The organism is Ramlibacter pinisoli (genome assembly GCF_009758015.1).
In the GTDB taxonomy this organism is placed as follows: Bacteria; Pseudomonadota; Gammaproteobacteria; order Burkholderiales; family Burkholderiaceae_C; genus Ramlibacter; species Ramlibacter pinisoli.
The window spans coordinates 823,059-840,044 of sequence record NZ_WSEL01000009.1 but is presented as its reverse complement, the minus strand read 5'-3'; the positions used below and the strand labels follow the sequence as shown (position 1 = coordinate 840,044).

Genomic DNA, 16,986 nt, shown 5'->3' with positions numbered 1-16,986 from the left:
GTGAAAAGGCCAAGACAGGCGACTGTCTTGGCCTTTCTTTCGTGCCGCTCACCGTTGCACTGTCCGTGCACCGGTGCCTGGGCCGCTTGCTAAGCCGGTTGCAGTGTCACCCGGGCCGGCCCGGTGGCCATGTTGCGCGCCAGCAGCTTGACCAGCGCGTAGACCGTGTCGATGTGCGGCGTGGGCGTGTCGGTCAGGCGGGCCAGCTCGGCGACGGAGCCGACCAGCGCATCGATCTCCGGCGCACGCCCGGCTTCGATGTCCTGCAGCATGGAGGTCTTGTGGTGGCCCACCTTCTCGGCACCCGCGATGCGCTTGTCGAGCGGCACGCGGAAGGTGATGCCGAGCTTGCCAGCCACCTCCTGCGCCTCTCGCATCATGCTGGCGGCCAGTTCGCGCGACAACGGGAACTGGCAGATGTCCACCAGCGTCGAGTGCGTGAGGCCGCTGATCGGGTTGAAGGTGAGGTTGCCCCACAGCTTGAGCCAGATCTCGGCGCGGATGTTGTCCAGGATCGGCGCCTTGAAGCCGGCCCGCACGAACAGGTGTGCAATGGTCTTCACGCGCTCGCTGCTGCGGCCGTCGAGCTCGCCGACCGGGAAGCGATCGCCTTCGATGTGGCGCACCACGCCCGGCGCGATGAGCTCCGAGGCGGGGTAGACGACGCAGCCGATCACGCGCTCGGGCGGGATCAGGGATGCCAGCGAGCCCTGGTCGTCGACGCTGCGCACGGCGCTGCCTTCGAGGCGGCAGCCGGTCTTGTGGAAATACCAGAACGGGATGCCGTTCTGCATCGTGACGACCACCGTCGAGGGCCCGAACAGGTGGCCGATGTCGGCGGCGACCGCCTGCACCTGGTGGGCCTTGGTGGCCAGGATGACGATGTCCTGCTGGCCGGCCTCGCGGTAGTCGTCGGTGGCCCTGACGTTGGTGGCCACCTGCTCGGTGCCGTCCTCCAGGATCAGGCGCATGCCGTCGCGCCGGATCGCGGCCAGGTTGGCCCCCCGTACGATGAATGTCACGTCCTCGCCGGCCAGTGCCAGCTTCACGCCCACATAGCCGCCGATGGCGCCTGCCCCGATGATGGCAATCTTCACGCTTACTCCAGATAGTTGAAAATCATTCGAACCGGTTGCTCAGCCGGCCGACGCCGGCGATCTCGACCTCGACGAGGCTGCCGGACTTCATCGAGCCCACGCCCACGGAGGTTCCGCAGAGGATGACGTCGCCGGGCAGCAGGGTCATGTCCTGGGAGATCAGGCTGACCAGCTGTGCGACGGAAAAGCGCATGTCGGAGATCGGGTACTCCTGGCGCACCTGGCCGTCGAGCAGCGTGCGCACCACCAGCTTGGCGGGATCGAGGCCTGTGGCCACGCTCGGACCGAACGGGCAGAAGGTGTCGAAGCCCTTGGCGCGCACCCACTGCGTGAACGAGGCGTCGCGCGCGAGGATGTCGGCCACCGTCACGTCGTTGGCGCAGGTGTAGCCCAGCACATGCGCCGGCGCGTCGGCCTCGGACACCTGCTTGCACGTGCGGCCGATGACGATGCCCAGCTCGCCCTCGAACACCACCTTGCCGGGGCCGCCCGGGTGCCGGATGGTCCCACCGGGGGCGAGGTAGGAGTTCGGCGTCTTGACCAGGTAGAGCGGTTCGGCCGGCACCGGCAGGTTCAGCTTGTCTCCCAGGGCCTTGAAGTTGTTCCACAGCGCGATGACCTTGCTCGGTTGCACCGGCGTGAGCAGCCGCACCTCGTCGAGGGCCACGGTGACGTCGCCGCGCCTGGGGTGGGCGAACATGTCGCCGTACCAGGGGCGCACGCGGGAGCGTTCGAGGGTGCCGAAGCCGATCTCGCCGCCGCGTTCGAAGCGAACCCAGTGCAGTTCCATGGGGCCTCCTCAGGCAGCCAGCCGGTCGGCGGTGCAGGCCGGTGCGGTCGACCGGGGCGGGCGGGTCGCGCGGGCCATGGCCATGTGGCGCGCCTTGGTGGTCTCGATCAGGTCGACCAGGAAGTCGGTGGTGTATGCGCGCAACAGGTGTGCGTACTCCGTCTCCAGCCAGGACCGCAGGCCGGAGCGGCCGAACCGCTGCACGCGGGCGTAGGTGGCGGCGTCCCAGTACCAGTTCAGGTCGAGTTCCTGGAACGCGGCGTTGTAGGCCAGGCGGTCCGATTCCGAGGCGGCGTCGGCGGCCGTGGCGGGGTGCAGGTCTTGCAGCAAGGTCGTCTCCTTCTTGTGTCGGGAACATCGCCTGGAGCGGCGTCGGGAGGTCCAATGTAGGCAGAAAGGTTGATCATTAACAGTTAAAGTATTTGATCCAAATCATTAGTGATTGTTTATCTGAGGGGGACGCTTGCGCCACGCCACTTTCCGCCAGCTCAAGGTCTTCGAGTCGGTCGCCCGCCACCTGAGCTTCTCCCGCGCCGCGGAGGAACTGCACCTCACCCAGCCCGCCGTCTCGATCCAGGTCGCCAAGCTGCAGGAGCATGCGGGGCTGCCGCTGTTCGAGCAGATGGGCAAGCGCATCCACCTCACTGCGGCCGGCGCCGAGATGCTGCGTGCCTCGCGCAACATCCTCGACCAGTTCCGCGAGGTGGAGGAGACCCTGGCGCAGTTCAAGGGCGTGTCCGGCGGCCGCCTGAACGTGGCGGTGATCAGCGCCGGCGACTACTTCCTGCCGCGCCTGCTGGTCGAATTCGCGGGCCGCCATTCAGGCGTGTCGATCAACTTCGACGTGTGCAACCGGCGCGACCTGCTGGCCAAGCTGGCCGAGAACCAGACCGACCTGGCCGTGATGGCGCGGCCGCCGGTCGACGCCGACACCCTGAACGAGCCGTTCGCGCCGCACCCGTACGTCATCGTCGCCGCGCCCGCGCACCCGCTGGCCGGCAAGCGGCGCATCCCGCTTGCGCGGGTCGTGCGCGAACCGTTCGTCACGCGCGAGAAGGGCTCCGACACCTGGACCTCGATGCAGGAGGCGTTCGGGCCCCGGCTGCAGGAGCTGAACGTCGCGATGGAGATCCGCAGCACCGAGACGATCAAGCAGGCGGTGATCGCCGGCATGGGCCTGGGCTTCCTGTCGGCGCACACCATCAGCCGCGAACTTCGCGCCGGTAGCATCGCCGTGCTGGACGTGCAGGGGCTGCCGCTGGTGGGCAACTGGTATGTCGTCCACCGCAGCGGCAAGCACCTGCCGCCAGTGGCCCAGGCCTTCAAGTCGTTCCTGCTCGCCGACGGCGAGCGGCTGGTCACCGAGGCGCTGGAGGCACCGCCGCCGCGGCGGCGGCGGTCCCGCTGACCAGGCCACGGCTGCGCGCGAACTCACCGGCACCGACCTTGGCGCCGCCCTCGGGGCGCAGCTTCAGGACTTCGATCATGCCGCCCTGGCACCACACCGTGATCGAGTCTTCGCCCACGTGCGCGATGTCGCCCGGACGGTGGCCCGCCACGTAGCGCGGCGACACGTGCATGCGGCAGTCGTACAGGCGCACCTTCTCGCCGCCCAGCACCGTCCAGGCGCCCGGTGCCGGATTGCAGGCGCGGATCAGGTCGTACACGAGCCGCACGTGCTGCGGCCAGTGGACCTCGCACTCGGGGTCGTGCATCCAGCCTTCGTAGCTGGCCTGCGACTCGTCCTGCGGCCGCTCCTCGTGGCGGCCGGCCATCACGATGTCGGCCGCTTCCAGGAGGGCCTGGACGCCCATGGGGAACAGCTTGTTGAAGTAGACCTCGCCCAGGGTCTCGTGCGGGCCGATGTCGCAGGTCTTCTGCAGCAGCACGGGCCCTTCGTCCAGACCGTCGGTGGGGCGGAAGACCGTGATGCCGGTCCTGGTGGCGCCCAGCGCGATCGGCCAGCTGATCGACGAGGGCCCCCGGTGTTGCGGCAGCAGCGACGGATGGAACTGGATCGTGCCGTGGCGCGGGATGTTGATGAAGGCCTGGGGCGCGAACTGCAGCACGTAGGCCATGATGCCGAGGTCGGCATCCAGCGACCGCATGGCCTGCTCGGCCTCCTTGCTGCGCAGGCTGGCGAACGTGAAGACCGGCAGGCCGAGGGACAGCGCATCCTGCTTCAGCGCGTCGGGCTTGGCGCCCGGCTTGTCGGGGATGCAGAACACGCCGGCGATGGTGTCGCCGCGGGCGATGAAGGCGTCGAGGACGGCCTTGCCGAAGTCCTGCTGGCCGATGAACGCGATGCGTGCGATGGTTGTTCTCCTTGCGAATCCGCCATTGTGGCAAAGCGGGAGCCCCGCCGGCCCCCGTGTCAGCCCTTGGGCAGCCGCTCCCACCAGTGGTCGCCGAACCGGCCCTGCAGGTAGGCGATGAAGGCCTGGACCTTGCGCGGAACGAGCTTGGGCGAGGGATACACCGCGTGGATCTCCTGCTCCGGCAGGCTGTGGCCCTTGAGCACCTCCACCACCGTGCCGGCCGCCAGCGAGTCGGCGGCCACGTACCAGGGCAGGGCGGCGATGCCCAGGTGGGAGCGGGCCGCCGCCAGCACCGCCGACAGGTTGTTCGAGCGCAGCGGCCCCGTGACGGGCACCGTAATGGCCTCGCCGCGCGGGGAGACCACGCGCCACTGGTCGCTGCCCTGCACGCTGCTGTAGATGAGGGCCTGGTGCGTCGACAGGTCGGCCGGCCGGCGCGGCGTGCCGTACTTGCGCAGGTAGCGCGGCGACGCCACCACCAGCCAGGGATTGGTGCCCAGGTAACGCGCGCCCAGTGACGAGTCGGCCAGCTTGCCCATGCGCACCGCGACGTCGATGCCCTGGGCCACCAGGTCGGTGTAGCGGTCCTCGAAGCTCAGGTCCACCTGGAGCTGCGGGTGCTGCCGCATGAAGTCCAGCGCCAGCGGGACCAGCACGCGACGGCCGAAGGCGACCGAACTGCCCACCCGCAACAGGCCCTGGGCCTGCGTCTGGCGCACCTGGACCAGGTCGTCGGCCTCCTGGGCCGCCCGCACGATGCCCTTGCAGTTCTCGTAGTAGAGCGCGCCGGCCTCGGTGGGGCTGACGCCGCGGGTGTTGCGGTTGAGCAGCCGCACCTTCAGCCGCGCCTCCATCGCCGCCACCTGCTTGGTGGCCGTCGGTTGCGTGGTGCCGAACTCGCGCGCCGCGCTGGAGAAACTGCCCGTCTCCACCACCCGCACGAACATCTCCATCGCCTGCAGCCTGTCCATCGCACGTCCCCCTGGGCCATTCCAGCCAGGAATAGATCTTATGGGCGCGCCGGGGATTCCTCAATCGGCCGCCGCTGCCTAGAGTCGGCTGCCACCAAAGGAGACAGCGCGATGACCAAGATGACCGCAGCCCAGGCCGCCGTGTGGGTGCTGGAGAAGGAGGGCGTGACGCAGGCGTTCGGCGTGCCGGGTGCCGCCATCAACCCGTTCTACGCCGCGATGCGCAAGCAGGGCACCATCGCCCACATCCTGGCGCGCCACGTCGAGGGTGCCTCGCACATGGCCGAGGGTTACACCCGGGCCGCGGCCGGCAACATCGGCGTGTGCATCGGCACCTCGGGCCCCGCCGGCACCGACATGATCACGGGGTTGTACTCGGCGCAGGCCGACTCCATCCCCATCCTGTGCATCACCGGCCAGGCGCCGCGGGCGCGCCTGCACAAGGAGGACTTCCAGGCGGTCGACATCGAGGCCATCGCCCGGCCGGTCACCAAATGGGCCGTGACGGTGCGCGAGCCGGCCCAGGTGCCGGGCGTGTTCCAGCAGGCGTTCCACCTCATGCGCTCCGGCCGGCCCGGGCCGGTGCTGATCGACCTGCCGATCGACGTGCAGATGGCCGAGTTCGAGTTCGACCCGGACACCTACTCGCCGCTGCCGGTCCACAAGCCGGTCTGCACCCGCGCCCAGGCCCGCAAGGCAATCTCGATGCTGCAGGAGGCGCAGCGGCCCATCATCGTGGCCGGCGGCGGCATCATCAACGCCGATGCCTGCAACCTGCTGGTCGAGTTCGCCGAGCTCACCGGCGTGCCCGTGATCCCGACCCTGATGGCCTGGGGCGCCATCCCCGACGACCATCCGCTGATGGCCGGCATGTGCGGCCTGCAGACCAGCCACCGCTACGGCAACGCCAACCTGCTGGAGAGCGACTTCGTGCTGGGCATCGGCAACCGCTGGGCCAACCGGCACACCGGCTCGGTCGAGGTCTACACCAAGGGGCGGCGCTTCGTGCACGTCGACATCGAGCCGACCCAGATCGGCCGCGTGTTCGCGCCGGAGCTGGGCATCGCGTCCGACGCCGGCGTGGCATTGCGCGAGTTCATCGCGGTCGCCCGCGAGGAGATCGCCGCCGGCCGCCTGCAGCCGCGCTCCGCATGGGCGGCCGACTGCCTGCACCGCAAGCAGACCATGCGCCGCCGCACGGACTTCGAGCAGGTGCCGATGAAGCCGCAGCGGGTGTACCAGGCCATGAACGAGGCATTTGGCGCCGAGACCTGCTACGTCAGCACCATCGGCCTGTCGCAGATCGCCGGGGCGCAGCACCTGAACGTGTTCCGGCCGCGCAACTGGATCAACTGCGGGCAGGCCGGCCCGCTGGGCTGGACGGTCTCGGCGGCGCTGGGCGTGCGGGCCGCCGACCCGTCGCGGCGCATCGTGGCGCTGTCGGGCGACTACGACTTCCAGTTCATGATCGAGGAGCTGGCCGTGGGTGCGCAGTTCAAGCTGCCCTACCTGCACATGGTGGTGAACAACTCCTACCTGGGCCTGATCCGCCAGGCGCAGCGCGGGTTCGACATGGACTACTGCGTCCAGCTGGCGTTCGACAACATCAACATGCCGCAGGACGCGCAGCCCGAGCGCGGCTATGGCATCGACCACGTCAAGGTCGTCGAGGGCCTGGGCTGCAAGGCGATCCGCGTGCACCGCCCCGACCAGCTGGGTGCCGCCATCGCGCAGGCCGAGGCCTGGATGCAGGAGTTCCAGGTGCCGGTCGTGGTGGAGGTCATCCTCGAGCGGGTGACGAACATTCCGATGGGCGTCGAGATCGACAAGATCGTCGAATTCGACGAGGCTGCGCCCGCGCCGGTTGCGGCGCCGGTGTCCGCGGCCGCGCTGGCGCGCTGAGGAGACGAGCGATGCCGCGTTTCGCCGCCAACCTCACGATGCTGTTCGATGACCTGCCGTTCCTGGACCGGTTCGCTGCCGCGCGGGCGGCCGGCTTCACGGCGGTGGAGTACCTGTTTCCCTACGACTATGCGCCGGGGGAACTGCTGGCCCGCCTGCGCCACCACGGCCTGAAGCAGGTGCTGCACAACCTGCCGGCCGGCAACTGGGCCGTCGGCGACCGCGGCATCGCCTGCGATCCGCGCCGGGTGCAGGAGTTCCGCGACGGCATCGAGCGCGCCATCCGCTACGCCCATGCGCTCGATTGCCCGCAGCTGAACTGCCTGGCCGGCAAGCTGCCCGCCGGCGTGTCGCCGCAGGAGGCCAACGCGACGCTGGTGGACAACCTGCGGCACGCCGCGCGCGAGCTCGGCCGCGCGGGCCTGCGGCTGCTGGTGGAACCGATCAACGCATACGACATCCCGGGCTTCTTCCTCACGCGCACCGACCAGGCCCTGGCCGTCATCGACCAGGTGGGTGCCGACAACCTGCTGCTGCAGTACGACGTCTACCACGCGCAGCGCAGCGAAGGCGAACTGGCGGCCACCCTGGAGCGGCACCTGCCGCGCATCGGCCACATCCAGGTGGCCGACAACCCGGGCCGCCACGAACCGGGCACCGGCGAGATCAACTATCCCTTCCTGTTCCATCGCCTCGACGAACTGGGCTGGTCCGGCTGGATCGGCTGCGAATACAAGCCCGCTGGCACCACCGTGCAGGGGCTGGGCTGGATGGAGGCCTGCCAATGACGCGCAACGGATCCAAACTCGGGTTCATCGGGCTGGGCGCGATGGGCGCTCCCATGGCGGGCCACCTGCTGGCCGCCGGCCACCCGGTGGCCGTGCACACGCGCAGCAAGATCCCCGAGGGCGTGCTGGCAGCCGGTGCGACGCCCTGCGCCGTCGCCAGTGAAGTGGCGGCGCGTTCGGACACGGTGTTCCTGATGCTCCCGGACACCCCGGACGTCGAGAAGGTCCTGTTCGGCGACCGCGGCGTGGCGGCCGGCCTGCGGCCGGGCTCCTGCGTCATCGACTGCAGTTCCATCGACCCCGTCGCCACCCGCCGGTTCGCGGCCCGCATCCGCGAACTCGGATGCGACTACCTGGATGCACCGGTGTCGGGCGGCGAGGTCGGTGCGCGCGGCGCGACGCTGAGCTTCATGGTGGGCGGCGACGCGGCCGTGCTCGAGCGCGTGCGGCCGCTGCTCTCGACCATGGGCCGCAGCATCACGCACGTGGGCGGCGTCGGCGATGGCCAGGTGTGCAAGGTCGCCAACCAGATCGTCGTGGCGTTGAACATTGCCGCGGTGGCCGAGGCACTGGTGTTCGCCGGCAAGGCGGGCGCCGATCCGGCCCGCGTGCGCGAGGCCCTGCTCGGGGGATTCGCCGCGTCGAGGGTGCTCGAGGTGCACGGGCAACGGATGCTGCAACGCACGTTCGCGCCCGGCTTCCGCATCGCCCTGCACCAGAAGGACCTGGCGCTGGCGCTCCAGGGCGCGCGCGGGCTGGGCATGGCGCTGCCGCTCACGGCCGCCACGGCCCAATTGCTGCAGACCTGCGATGCGCTGGGACTGGCCGGCGCCGACCATTCGGCCCTGGTGCAGGCGGTCGAACTGCTGGCGCGCCACGAACTCGCCGCACCGGCGGCACCGACCCGCGAGCCTGCGCGCTAACCGGCGCCGCGTCAGCGGGTGAGGAAGTAAGCCGCCACCCCGTACAGGGCCATCGCGAACACCTTCTTCAGCGGCCGGATGTCCATCCGGTGGGCCGTGCGGGCGCCCAGCGGCGCCATCACCATGCTGGCCGCCGCGATGACCAGCAACCCGGGCAGGTACAGGTAGCCGAAGGCGCCGGGCAGCAGCGGCGGCAGGTCGCGGCCGGCCCACACATATCCGAGCGTGCCGGCCAGCGCGATCGGAAAGCCCAGGGCTGCCGACGTGCCCACCGCGTCGTGGATGCGCACATTGCACCAGGTCATGAACGGCACCGAGATGAAGGCGCCGCCGGCGCCCACCAGTGCCGAGAGCACGCCGATCACCGTGCCCATGCCGAACGTGCCGGCGCGTCCGGGCAGCGTGCGGCTCGGCTTGGGCTTGCGGTCGATGAAGAACTGCGTCGCCGAAAAGCCCACGAATGCCGCGAAGAAGATGCTGAGCACCTTGCCCGGCATCGCGACGGCGATCTGTGCGCCGACCAGCGAGCCCAGGAGGATGCCGGGCGCGAGCAGGCGCACGATGGGCCACAGGACGGCGCCGCGCCGGTGGTGCGCCCGCACCGACGACAGCGAGGTGAAGCAGATCGTCGCCAGCGACGTCGCGACGGCGGTCTTCACCGTGTAGTCGGGCGGGTAGCCCTTGGCGTGCAGGATGATGGTGACGAACGGCACCATCAGCATGCCGCCCCCGATGCCCAGAAGGCCCGCCAGGAAGCCGGTGCAGGCTCCGATCAGGAGCAGTTCGGCAATGAGTTCGGGCTGCAGCAAGGGCATGTTCCGTCGGGGGTTCGTCGCGAAGCGCAGGATTGTGCGCCGCAATGAAAACGGGCTGCCCGTGGGCAGCCCGTGGAAGAGGCGTCTGCAAGTGCCACCGGACCGGCATCCTGAACCGGAGTTCAGGTGGGCGAGGTCAACCTGGCATTGGGTTCATCTGACGCGAGACGATCACGCTTGCCAGGTTTGTTCCAAGCCCGAGCTCAAAGAGCATTGGTTCAAGGAAATATAAAGCCCGACGCGCACTGCAGACGGAGGCCATTCTAGGACGCGAAAACGTGCCGTGGGGCATTGGCGGCGCAAAACATTGGTGCGATCGAGCCATTGCCCGTCGAGCTTGACAAGGCCGGTGCGGGCGGGCGGAAAAAGCAGCTCCCGCAGGCGCGGGACAGGGCCTCAGATCAGGCGGCCGTCGTCGCCGAGCGCCGCGTCCAGGCGCTCCACCAGGGCGGTCAGGCGCGGGTCGTCGGCGCCGTTCGCGGTGGTGGGCGCCGGCGCGGCCTGCGTGGCCTGGCGCAGGGCGCTGGCTTCGCGGTCGGCAATGTCGAATGCGAGGTTCAGCGCTGCCAGCACCGCGATGCGATCGCGCGCCTTCACCTTGCCGGCATCGCGAATCTTGCACATGGCGGTGTCGACCTTTTCCACCGCCTCGAGCAGCCGGCCTTCGCCGCCGACGGGGCAGCCGAGCAGGTAGCTCTGGCCCATGATCTGCACTTCGAGCTGCTTGGTCGAGGCCATGGGAAGGATGGGGGCGGTCAGGCCGCGGGGTTGATGTCGGGCAGGCGCTCGAGCAGGGCGTCGACCCGGGTGCGTGCCGCCTGCAGGCGCGACCTGAGTGAATCGCGCTCCTGCGTCAGCAGCTCGACCTGCTGCACCAGCAGCGCGTTGGTGCGCTGCAGTTCCTCGTAGCGCACGAGCAGGCGCTCGACGCGTTCGGCAATCTGGTCGACCTGAGAGGCACTTGCCATGGCTTCGGTGATTGTAGGGCTCGTGCCGGGAATGGACCTAGAATCGCCGCCGTTGGTGCTCGCGGTGTGGTTCGCATGCCGCAGTTCAACGGGAAGCAGGGAGCCCGCCGGCAGCACGCCGAACGGCCAACCTGCGCTGCCCCCGCAACGGTAAGCGAAAGGGTGCCCACCAGGGTTCCCCGCTCCATCCTCGCAAGCCACTGGCGCGTCCGCAACGGCGCTCTGGGAAGGCGATGGACGCGAACTTCGCCAGCCCGGATACCGGCCAACAGGGTGGCCGCGCCTTGCGCGGCCGGATCGTCCAACGCCGGCGGGAAGGCCGGCACCGGACAGCGACCTTCGTTCGACCATGAACCACTTCAGTCCGTGCCGGCACCCCGCCGCACTCGCCCTGGCGCTCGCCATCCCCTCTGCGGCCGCGCTGGCGCAATCCCCCTCGTTGCAGGAGACCACCGTCACCGCGACCCGCTTCGCCGAACAGCCGCGCTCGCTGCCGTATGGCGTGAGCGTGGTCACGGCCCAGGACATTGCGCGCTCCGGCGCCTCCAGCGTCAACGAGGCATTGATGCGCGTGCTGGGCATCCCCGGCCGCCAGGATTTCTTCGGCGGCGGCGACTACAGCCTCGACCTGCGCGGCTTCGGCACCACATCCGACAACAACCAGGTCATCATGCTCGATGGCGTGCGCCTGTCCGAGAACGACATCGGCGGCACCCGCATCGCCGGCATCCCGATCGACTCGGTCGAGCGCATCGAGGTGCTGCGGGGCAGCGGCGCCGTGCTGTACGGCGAGGGCGCCACCGGCGGCGTGATCGTCATCACGACCAAGGCCGGCCTGGGCCGGCAACTCCCCAATTCGGCCTCCGTCTACGGCGGCGTGGGCAGCTACGGCCTGCGCGACCTGCGTGCCAACGCCCATGTCGGCGGCGGCGGCTTCTCGGTCGACATGTCGGGGCAGAAGCGCAAGGCCGACAACCACCGCGACAACTTCGCCAGCGACCTCGACGCCGCATCGATTGGCGGCCAGTGGTCCGGCGAGAACGTGCGCATCGGCGCCCGGCTGACGCGCGACGACCTCGAGGCCGGCCTGCCGGGCGCCCTGTCCGACGCCCAGTACGCCGCCAACCCGCGCCAGACCACCAACCCGCTCGACCGCGCCAGCATCCGCAACGAGCTGGCCAGCGCGTTCGCCGAACTGCAGGCGGGCGCGTGGCAGCTGGGCCTGGACCTGGGCCGCCGCACCAAGCAGCTGCGCAGCATCAACTTCGGCCTGCCGTTCGACTTCGACACCCACGCCACCACCGGAGCGCTGCGCGCCCGCCACCAGACCACGTTCGGCGGCATCGCCAACGAACTGCGCCTGGGCGTCGACGTGGGGGACTGGACGCGCGAGCGCTTCGGCGCCGCCGCCTCCACCGGCACCCAGTCCAACGTCGGCGTCTACGTGAAGGACGACGTCACGCTGGCCGGCGGCACGCGCCTGTCGGCCGGCGTGCGCAGCGAAAAGGTGAGCAAGGCCTTCGACGACGGCTTCTCGCCCTCGACCCTGGAGGACCGGCCCGTGGCCTGGGAACTGGGCGCCAGCCAGCCGGTCGCGGAATACACCACGGTCTTCGCCCGCTTCGGCAACAGCTTCCGCTTGGCGACGGTCGACGAGTTCAGCTTCACCACGCCCGGCGTGCCGCTGCGGCCCCAGACCTCGCGCGACCTGGAACTGGGTGCCCGCTGGGAGCCGGCCGGCACCCGGCTGGAGGTCCGCCTGTACCGCCACGACCTCACCGACGAGATCGGCTTCGACCCTGCGGCGGTGGGGCCGTTCGGGCCGTTCGGCGCCAACGTCAACCTGGCACCCACGCGTCGCCAGGGTCTCGAAGTCGAGGCCATGCGCGAGCTGAGCAAGACGGTGGCGGTGCGGGTGAGCGCGGCGCTGCGCCAGTCGACCTTCCGCTCCGGCCCCTATGCGGGCAACGACGTGCCGCTGTCGCCGAACCAGACGCTGGCCCTGCGCGGCGACTGGACGCCGCTGGCGGGCCACCGGCTGACCGGTGGCGTCCAGTGGGTGGGCGAGCAGACGCCGCAGTTCGACAACGCCTGCCGCATCCCGGCCTACGCGACGGTCGACGTGCGCTATGCGGTCCAGTGGCGCAACGCCGAATTCAGCCTGGGCGTGGCCAACCTGCTCGACCAGCGCTACTACTCGCAGGCTTTCGGCTGCACGGCGGCGGGCCAGGTCACTTCCATCTATCCTGAGCCCGGGCGCGCCGCCACGGCGGCGGTGCGCGTCCAGTTCTGAGCCCTTCCATGCCCCAGCAGCCAGCCGCCACCGACCTTGCCCCACGGCGCATCGTCTGCCTCACCGAGGAGACGACGGAGTGGCTGTACCTGCTGGGCGAGGAGGCGCGCATCGTCGGCATCTCCGGCTACACCGTGCGGCCGCGGCGGGCGCGCGAGGAGAAGCCCAAGGTCAGCGCCTTCCTGTCGGCAAAGATCGATCGCATCCTCGCCCTGGAGCCGGACTGCGTGTTCGGCTTTTCCGACCTGCAGGCCGACATCGCCGCCGAACTGGTGCGCAAGGGCGTGCAGGTCACCATCTTCAACCAGCGCAGCGTCGAGGACATCTTCTCCATGCTGTACCAGGTGGCCGCGATCGTCGGCCGCCCCGAGCGCGGGCTGGAGCTGCTGGCCGGCCTGCGCGCGCGGCTGGACGCCATCGGTGCCGCGGTGCGGGCGCTGCCGCGGCGGCCGCGCGTGTATTTCGAGGAATGGGACGAGCCGCCGATCAGCTGCATCCGCTGGGTGAGCGAGCTGGTGGGCATCGCCGGCGGCGACGACTGCTTCCCCGAGCTGTCGCTGCAGCCCCTGGGCAAGCACCGCATCGTGGCCGACCCGGGCGAGATCGTGCGGCGCAACCCCGACATTGTGGTCGGTTCGTGGTGCGGCAAGAAGTTCCGGCCCGAGCGGGTGGCGGCGCGGCCCGGCTGGGAAGCGGTGTCGGCGGTGCGCGACGGGCAGCTGTTCGAGGTGAAATCGGCCGACATCCTGCAACCCGGCCCGGCCGCGCTCACCGACGGCGTGGAGCAGCTGCACCGCATCGTCGTGCAGTGGAACGAACGCCATGCCTGATCTCGCCATCGCCCGCAGCGAGCTGATCCTGGGCGGCCAGAAGAGCGGCAAGACGGCCCGCGCCGAGGCGCTGGCGGCGGCCTGGCTGGCGCAGTCGCCCACGCACGAGGCGGTGTACATCGCCACCGCGCAGGCCTGGGACGAGGAGATGCGCGAGCGCATCGCCCGCCACCGCCGCGACCGCGCCGAGCGGGTGCCGCGCATGCGCACGGTGGAGGAGCCGCTGGCCCTGGCCCACGCCATCGGCCAGAACAGCCGGCCCGACACCCTGGTGGTGGTGGACTGCCTCACGCTGTGGCTCACGGCCCTGCTCATGCCTGCCGTGGCGCTCGAGGGCGCCCCGCCCCAGCCGACCTCGGTGGCCGATGCCATCCGTGCCAGCGCCGGCCCGCTGGTGCTCATCAGCAACGAGATCGGCCTGGGCGTGGTGCCGCTCGGGCGCGACGTGCGCCGGTTCGTCGATGCCCTCGGCACCCTCAACCAGCAGGCCGCGGCCGCCTGCGAGCGGGTCACGCTGATGTCGGCCGGCCTGCCGATGACGTTGAAGGCGCCGGCATGAGGCCGCCGGCCATCGGCTTGGCGCATCGCACCGGCGGATGGTGCGTTGGCCGTCCGGCGGCGCGCTGGACGGCCTGGCTGCTGCTGGTCCTGGCCGCGGGTGCGCAGGCGCTGCCGGTGACGGATGACCGCGGTGTCACGGTCGACCTGCGCGAGGCGCCGCGCCGCATCGTCACGCTGCTCCCCTCGCTGACCGAGACGGTCTGCGCGCTCGGCGCCTGCGAGCGGCTGGTGGGCGTCGACGACTGGTCCAACTGGCCCGAGCCGGTGCGCACCTTGCCCCACGTGGGCGGGCTCGACGACGCCCAGGTCGAGCGCCTGGTGGCCCTGCGGCCCGACGTGGTGCTGGTCGGCGCCACCGCGCGGGCGGCGGCCCGCCTGGAGCGCCTGGGCATCCCGGTCGTGGGGCTGGACATCAAGACGCTGGCCGATGCGCGGCGCGTGTTCGACACGGTCGGCCGGCTGCTGCAGGTGCCGGGCGCCGAGAAGGCCTGGCAGCTCGTCGAGGCCGGCGTGGAAGCGGCGGTGCGCAGCGTGCCGGCGGCCGCGCGCGGCACCAGCGTGTACTTCGAGGTCAGTGCCGGCCCCTACGCGGCCAGCGAGAGTTCGCACATCGGCGAACTGCTCACCCGGCTGGGCGCCACCAACGTGGTGCCGGCCCGGCTGGGGTCGGTGCCCAAGCTGAACCCGGAGTTCGTCGTGCGAGCCGACCCGCAGCTGATCCTCATCGCCGATCGCGACGCGCCCTCGCTGGCCACGCGTCCGGGCTGGTCGCGCATCCGCGCCCTGCGCGACGGCCGCGTCTGTGCGCTGTCGGCCGCGCAGGGCGACGTGGTGGTGCGTCCCGGGCCGCGGCTGGCGGAGGCGGCGCAGGTGCTCGCCGACTGCCTGGCCGGGCGGCTGAAAGGGCCGCGATGACGGCGCGCGGCACCGACCCCGGCTCGCCGTCGCCGCTGTCGCTCTCCCGGGGCGAGGGCGCCCGCGGCGGCCTGACGTCCGGCGGACTGGGCCTCCTGCTGGTCGCAGCCACGTTGCTCCTGCTGGCCCTGGGCACCGCAGTCGGTTCGTTGGGCTGGGAGCCGCTCTGGAGCCAGGCCGAGGCGGCATCCACCATCGTTTGGGACATCCGCCTGCCGCGCAGCCTGGGCGCCTGGCTGGCCGGCGCGCTGCTCGGCCTGGCGGGTGCGGTGGCGCAGGGGCTGTTCCGCAACCCGCTCGCCGATCCCTACCTCATGGGCAGCGCCACCGGCGCGGCGTTCGGCGTCGCGGTGCTGCTGGTCGCCATGGGCGCCTCGCCGGGCGCCGCCTCCGGCTGGGCTGCCCAATTCGGGCTGGCCGGCGCCGGGTTCGCCGGCGCGGTGCTCGCCGTGCTGGTCACCCTGGGGCTGGCGCGCGGCGTGCAGCACACGCTGCGCCTGCTGCTGGCCGGCGTCATCGTCGGCGTGGTGTTCGGCGCGCTGGCCGCGCTGGTGATGTTCTGGGCGCCGGAGGTGATGCGGGCCATGCAGGCCTTCCTGCTCGGCACGACGGCCTTCCTCGGCTGGGACGGCACCGGGCTGCTGGCACTGGTGCTGGCCCTGGTGCTGCCGCTGGTGGTGGCGTGGAGCCCGGCGCTTGACGCGCTGGCGTTGGGCGAGGCGACGGCGCTCAGCCTCGGCATTCCCCTGCGCAGCGTGCGCGTGCTGCTGGTGGCGGGCATCGCGCTGGCGACCGGCGCCGCGGTGGCGCAGGTCGGCCTGATCGCGTTCGTCGGCCTGGTCGCGCCGCACCTGGTGCGCGCGGCCGTGCGTCCCACCCACCGCGGCCTGCTGCCGCTGGCGGCGCTGTCCGGCGGGCTGCTGCTGCTGGCGGCCGACGTGCTCTCGCGCTGGCTGCTCGCGCCGCGCGAGCTGCCGGTGGGCGTGCTCACCGCGCTGCTGGGGGGCGCCTACCTGCTGTGGCTGATGCACCGGAGGCCGCCATGAGGCCGGACATCGCGCTGGCTGCCCGCGACCTGCGCGTGGCGCTGGGCGGCCGCGACGTGCTGCACGGCATCGACGTGTCCCTGCCGGTCGCCCGCTGGACCGCCGTCGTGGGCCCGAACGGCGCCGGCAAGACCACGCTGCTCAAGGCGTTGGCCCACCTGCTGCCGGCCAGCGGCGCCATCGAGCTGCTTGGGCGGCCGCAGGCGCAATGGGGCGCGCGCGAGCGGGGGCGCGCCCTCGCCTGGCTGGGGCAGGGCGAGTCGGGGGCGGAAGACCTGCGCGCCGGCGACGTCGTGCGCCTCGGGCGCCTGCCGCACCAGGCCTGGCTGGCGGCACCCTCCGCGGCCGACGCCGCGGCGGTGGAGGGCGCCATGCGGGCCACCCAGTGCTGGGAGTGGCGCGGCCGTGCGCTGGGCGAGCTGTCGGGCGGCGAGCGGCAGCGCGTGCTGCTGGCGCGCGCGCTGGCGGTCCAGGCCCCGGTGCTGCTCATGGACGAGCCGCTGGCCAACCTCGATCCGCCGCACCAGGCCGACTGGCTGGCGCTGGTGCGCGCCCATGTCGCCGCCGGCGGCACGGTGGTCAGCGTGCTGCACGAGCTGACCCTGGCGCTGCAGGCCGACGACCTGCTGGTCGTCGCGGGGGGCCGGCTGGCGCACCACGGCGCCTGCACCGATGCGCGCACCCATGCCGCGCTGCGCGCCGTCTTCGGCGGCCGGGTGCAGGTGCACGAAGTCGGCGGCCGCTGGGTCGCGCTGCCGGGCGGGTGACG

General features: G+C 71.2%; 18 protein-coding genes, 1 other RNA gene and 1 riboswitch. Of the genes, 10 read left to right on the top strand and 9 right to left on the bottom strand.

All coding sequences use genetic code 11. The features are described from left to right. Positions 1 to 89 precede the first annotated feature (89 nt). The 3 genes from GON04_RS18420 to GON04_RS18410 are packed head-to-tail and all read right to left on the bottom strand — an operon-like array spanning position 90 to position 2,217. Complete coding sequence (locus GON04_RS18420; protein WP_181653653.1) at positions 90 to 1,097, bottom strand: 2-dehydropantoate 2-reductase; 1,008 nt, start codon at positions 1,095 to 1,097, stop codon at positions 90 to 92. Positions 1,098 to 1,119: 22 nt separating this feature from the next. After that, complete coding sequence (locus GON04_RS18415) at positions 1,120 to 1,887, bottom strand: fumarylacetoacetate hydrolase family protein (protein WP_157399478.1); 768 nt, start codon at positions 1,885 to 1,887, stop codon at positions 1,120 to 1,122. 9 nt (positions 1,888 to 1,896) lie between these two features. Then, a complete protein-coding gene (locus GON04_RS18410; RefSeq protein WP_157399477.1) occupies positions 1,897 to 2,217 on the bottom strand; it encodes an HAD family hydrolase in 321 nt (106 codons plus the stop codon). A gap of 133 nt (positions 2,218 to 2,350) precedes the next feature. Between GON04_RS18410 and GON04_RS18405 the strand changes: the two genes are divergently transcribed. Next, on the top strand, positions 2,351 to 3,295 hold the full coding sequence (locus GON04_RS18405) for a LysR family transcriptional regulator (protein WP_157399476.1): 945 nt from the start codon (positions 2,351 to 2,353) through the stop codon (positions 3,293 to 3,295). Here the strand turns inward: GON04_RS18405 and GON04_RS18400 are convergent. Then, positions 3,246 to 4,286: a methionyl-tRNA formyltransferase gene (locus GON04_RS18400; RefSeq protein WP_338051006.1), complete on the bottom strand. Its 1,041-nt coding sequence runs from the start codon at positions 4,284 to 4,286 to the stop codon at positions 3,246 to 3,248. The genes GON04_RS18405 and GON04_RS18400 overlap by 50 nt on opposite strands. Further along, positions 4,262 to 5,176, bottom strand: coding sequence for a LysR family transcriptional regulator (locus GON04_RS18395; protein WP_157399475.1), 915 nt, complete (start codon positions 5,174 to 5,176; stop codon positions 4,262 to 4,264). The genes GON04_RS18400 and GON04_RS18395 overlap by 25 nt, the downstream gene beginning before the upstream one ends. A 111-nt stretch (positions 5,177 to 5,287) precedes the next feature. On the opposite strand from GON04_RS18395, the gene gcl reads away from it, so the two are divergent. Genes gcl through GON04_RS18380 form a run of 3 tightly spaced genes read left to right on the top strand, consistent with a single transcriptional unit; the run spans position 5,288 to position 8,789 of the window. Next, positions 5,288 to 7,078: a glyoxylate carboligase gene (gene gcl, locus GON04_RS18390; RefSeq protein WP_157399474.1), complete on the top strand. Its 1,791-nt coding sequence runs from the start codon at positions 5,288 to 5,290 to the stop codon at positions 7,076 to 7,078. Between the two features lie 11 nt (positions 7,079 to 7,089). After that, complete coding sequence (hyi, locus tag GON04_RS18385) at positions 7,090 to 7,866, top strand: hydroxypyruvate isomerase (protein ID WP_157399473.1); 777 nt, start codon at positions 7,090 to 7,092, stop codon at positions 7,864 to 7,866. Continuing rightward, a complete protein-coding gene (locus GON04_RS18380) occupies positions 7,863 to 8,789 on the top strand; it encodes a 2-hydroxy-3-oxopropionate reductase (RefSeq protein WP_157399472.1) in 927 nt (308 codons plus the stop codon). The genes hyi and GON04_RS18380 overlap by 4 nt, the downstream gene beginning before the upstream one ends. An 11-nt stretch (positions 8,790 to 8,800) precedes the next feature. Here the strand turns inward: GON04_RS18380 and GON04_RS18375 are convergent, their stop codons facing one another. The 4 genes from GON04_RS18375 to GON04_RS18365 form a co-directional block, all read right to left on the bottom strand. Then, positions 8,801 to 9,604, bottom strand: a complete 804-nt coding sequence (locus GON04_RS18375; protein WP_157399471.1) for a sulfite exporter TauE/SafE family protein — start codon at positions 9,602 to 9,604, stop codon at positions 8,801 to 8,803. A 78-nt stretch (positions 9,605 to 9,682) separates the two neighbouring features. Continuing rightward, positions 9,683 to 9,861, bottom strand: a non-coding RNA gene (gene ssrS / locus GON04_RS27315) — 6S RNA. Positions 9,862 to 10,000: 139 nt separating this feature from the next. Continuing rightward, positions 10,001 to 10,342 carry a cell division protein ZapA gene (locus GON04_RS18370; RefSeq protein WP_157399470.1) on the bottom strand — a complete coding sequence of 114 codons (342 nt, stop codon included), beginning with the start codon at positions 10,340 to 10,342 and terminating at the stop codon, positions 10,001 to 10,003. A gap of 17 nt (positions 10,343 to 10,359) precedes the next feature. Then, positions 10,360 to 10,572, bottom strand: a complete 213-nt coding sequence (locus GON04_RS18365) for a DUF904 domain-containing protein (protein ID WP_157399469.1) — start codon at positions 10,570 to 10,572, stop codon at positions 10,360 to 10,362. A 36-nt stretch (positions 10,573 to 10,608) separates the two neighbouring features. After that, positions 10,609 to 10,856: riboswitch (cobalamin riboswitch) on the top strand. 65 nt (positions 10,857 to 10,921) lie between these two features. Here GON04_RS18365 and GON04_RS18360 point away from each other — a divergent pair. From GON04_RS18360 to GON04_RS18335, 6 genes are read left to right on the top strand one after another with little or no spacing between them, the layout of a single operon-like run. Then, positions 10,922 to 12,865, top strand: a complete 1,944-nt coding sequence (locus tag GON04_RS18360; RefSeq protein ID WP_157399468.1) for a TonB-dependent receptor — start codon at positions 10,922 to 10,924, stop codon at positions 12,863 to 12,865. 8 nt (positions 12,866 to 12,873) lie between these two features. Beyond that, the gene (locus GON04_RS18355; RefSeq protein ID WP_157399467.1) at positions 12,874 to 13,695 is read left to right on the top strand and encodes a cobalamin-binding protein; all 822 of its coding nucleotides are present in this window, start codon (positions 12,874 to 12,876) and stop codon (positions 13,693 to 13,695) included. After that, positions 13,688 to 14,254: a bifunctional adenosylcobinamide kinase/adenosylcobinamide-phosphate guanylyltransferase gene (locus GON04_RS18350; protein ID WP_157399466.1), complete on the top strand. Its 567-nt coding sequence runs from the start codon at positions 13,688 to 13,690 to the stop codon at positions 14,252 to 14,254. Before GON04_RS18355 ends, GON04_RS18350 begins: the two co-directional genes overlap by 8 nt. After that, positions 14,251 to 15,171 (top strand): ABC transporter substrate-binding protein, encoded by a 921-nt coding sequence (locus GON04_RS18345; RefSeq protein WP_157399465.1) that lies wholly within the window; start codon positions 14,251 to 14,253, stop codon positions 15,169 to 15,171. Before GON04_RS18350 ends, GON04_RS18345 begins: the two co-directional genes overlap by 4 nt. After that, positions 15,168 to 16,217 (top strand): FecCD family ABC transporter permease, encoded by a 1,050-nt coding sequence (locus GON04_RS18340; RefSeq protein ID WP_157399464.1) that lies wholly within the window; start codon positions 15,168 to 15,170, stop codon positions 16,215 to 16,217. The genes GON04_RS18345 and GON04_RS18340 overlap by 4 nt, the downstream gene beginning before the upstream one ends. After that, positions 16,214 to 16,984, top strand: a complete 771-nt coding sequence (locus GON04_RS18335) for an ABC transporter ATP-binding protein (protein WP_157399463.1) — start codon at positions 16,214 to 16,216, stop codon at positions 16,982 to 16,984. Before GON04_RS18340 ends, GON04_RS18335 begins: the two co-directional genes overlap by 4 nt. Positions 16,985 to 16,986: the final 2 nt, after the last annotated feature.

What these genes read in the sequence shown, in the direction of transcription:
- GON04_RS18380 (WP_157399472.1), top strand. Translation starts at nt 7,863, where the DNA reads ATGACGCGCAACGGATCCAAACTCGGGTTCATCGGGCTGGGCGCGATG.
- GON04_RS18360 (WP_157399468.1), top strand. Translation starts at nt 10,922, where the DNA reads ATGAACCACTTCAGTCCGTGCCGGCACCCCGCCGCACTCGCCCTGGCG.
- hyi (WP_157399473.1), top strand. Translation starts at nt 7,090, where the DNA reads ATGCCGCGTTTCGCCGCCAACCTCACGATGCTGTTCGATGACCTGCCG.
- GON04_RS18395 (WP_157399475.1), bottom strand. Translation starts at nt 5,176, where the DNA reads ATGGACAGGCTGCAGGCGATGGAGATGTTCGTGCGGGTGGTGGAGACG.
- GON04_RS18335 (WP_157399463.1), top strand. Translation starts at nt 16,214, where the DNA reads ATGAGGCCGGACATCGCGCTGGCTGCCCGCGACCTGCGCGTGGCGCTG.
- GON04_RS18415 (WP_157399478.1), bottom strand. Translation starts at nt 1,887, where the DNA reads ATGGAACTGCACTGGGTTCGCTTCGAACGCGGCGGCGAGATCGGCTTC.
- GON04_RS18375 (WP_157399471.1), bottom strand. Translation starts at nt 9,604, where the DNA reads ATGCCCTTGCTGCAGCCCGAACTCATTGCCGAACTGCTCCTGATCGGA.
- GON04_RS18370 (WP_157399470.1), bottom strand. Translation starts at nt 10,342, where the DNA reads ATGGCCTCGACCAAGCAGCTCGAAGTGCAGATCATGGGCCAGAGCTAC.
- GON04_RS18350 (WP_157399466.1), top strand. Translation starts at nt 13,688, where the DNA reads ATGCCTGATCTCGCCATCGCCCGCAGCGAGCTGATCCTGGGCGGCCAG.
- GON04_RS18345 (WP_157399465.1), top strand. Translation starts at nt 14,251, where the DNA reads ATGAGGCCGCCGGCCATCGGCTTGGCGCATCGCACCGGCGGATGGTGC.
- GON04_RS18355 (WP_157399467.1), top strand. Translation starts at nt 12,874, where the DNA reads ATGCCCCAGCAGCCAGCCGCCACCGACCTTGCCCCACGGCGCATCGTC.
- GON04_RS18340 (WP_157399464.1), top strand. Translation starts at nt 15,168, where the DNA reads ATGACGGCGCGCGGCACCGACCCCGGCTCGCCGTCGCCGCTGTCGCTC.
- gcl (WP_157399474.1), top strand. Translation starts at nt 5,288, where the DNA reads ATGACCAAGATGACCGCAGCCCAGGCCGCCGTGTGGGTGCTGGAGAAG.
- GON04_RS18365 (WP_157399469.1), bottom strand. Translation starts at nt 10,572, where the DNA reads ATGGCAAGTGCCTCTCAGGTCGACCAGATTGCCGAACGCGTCGAGCGC.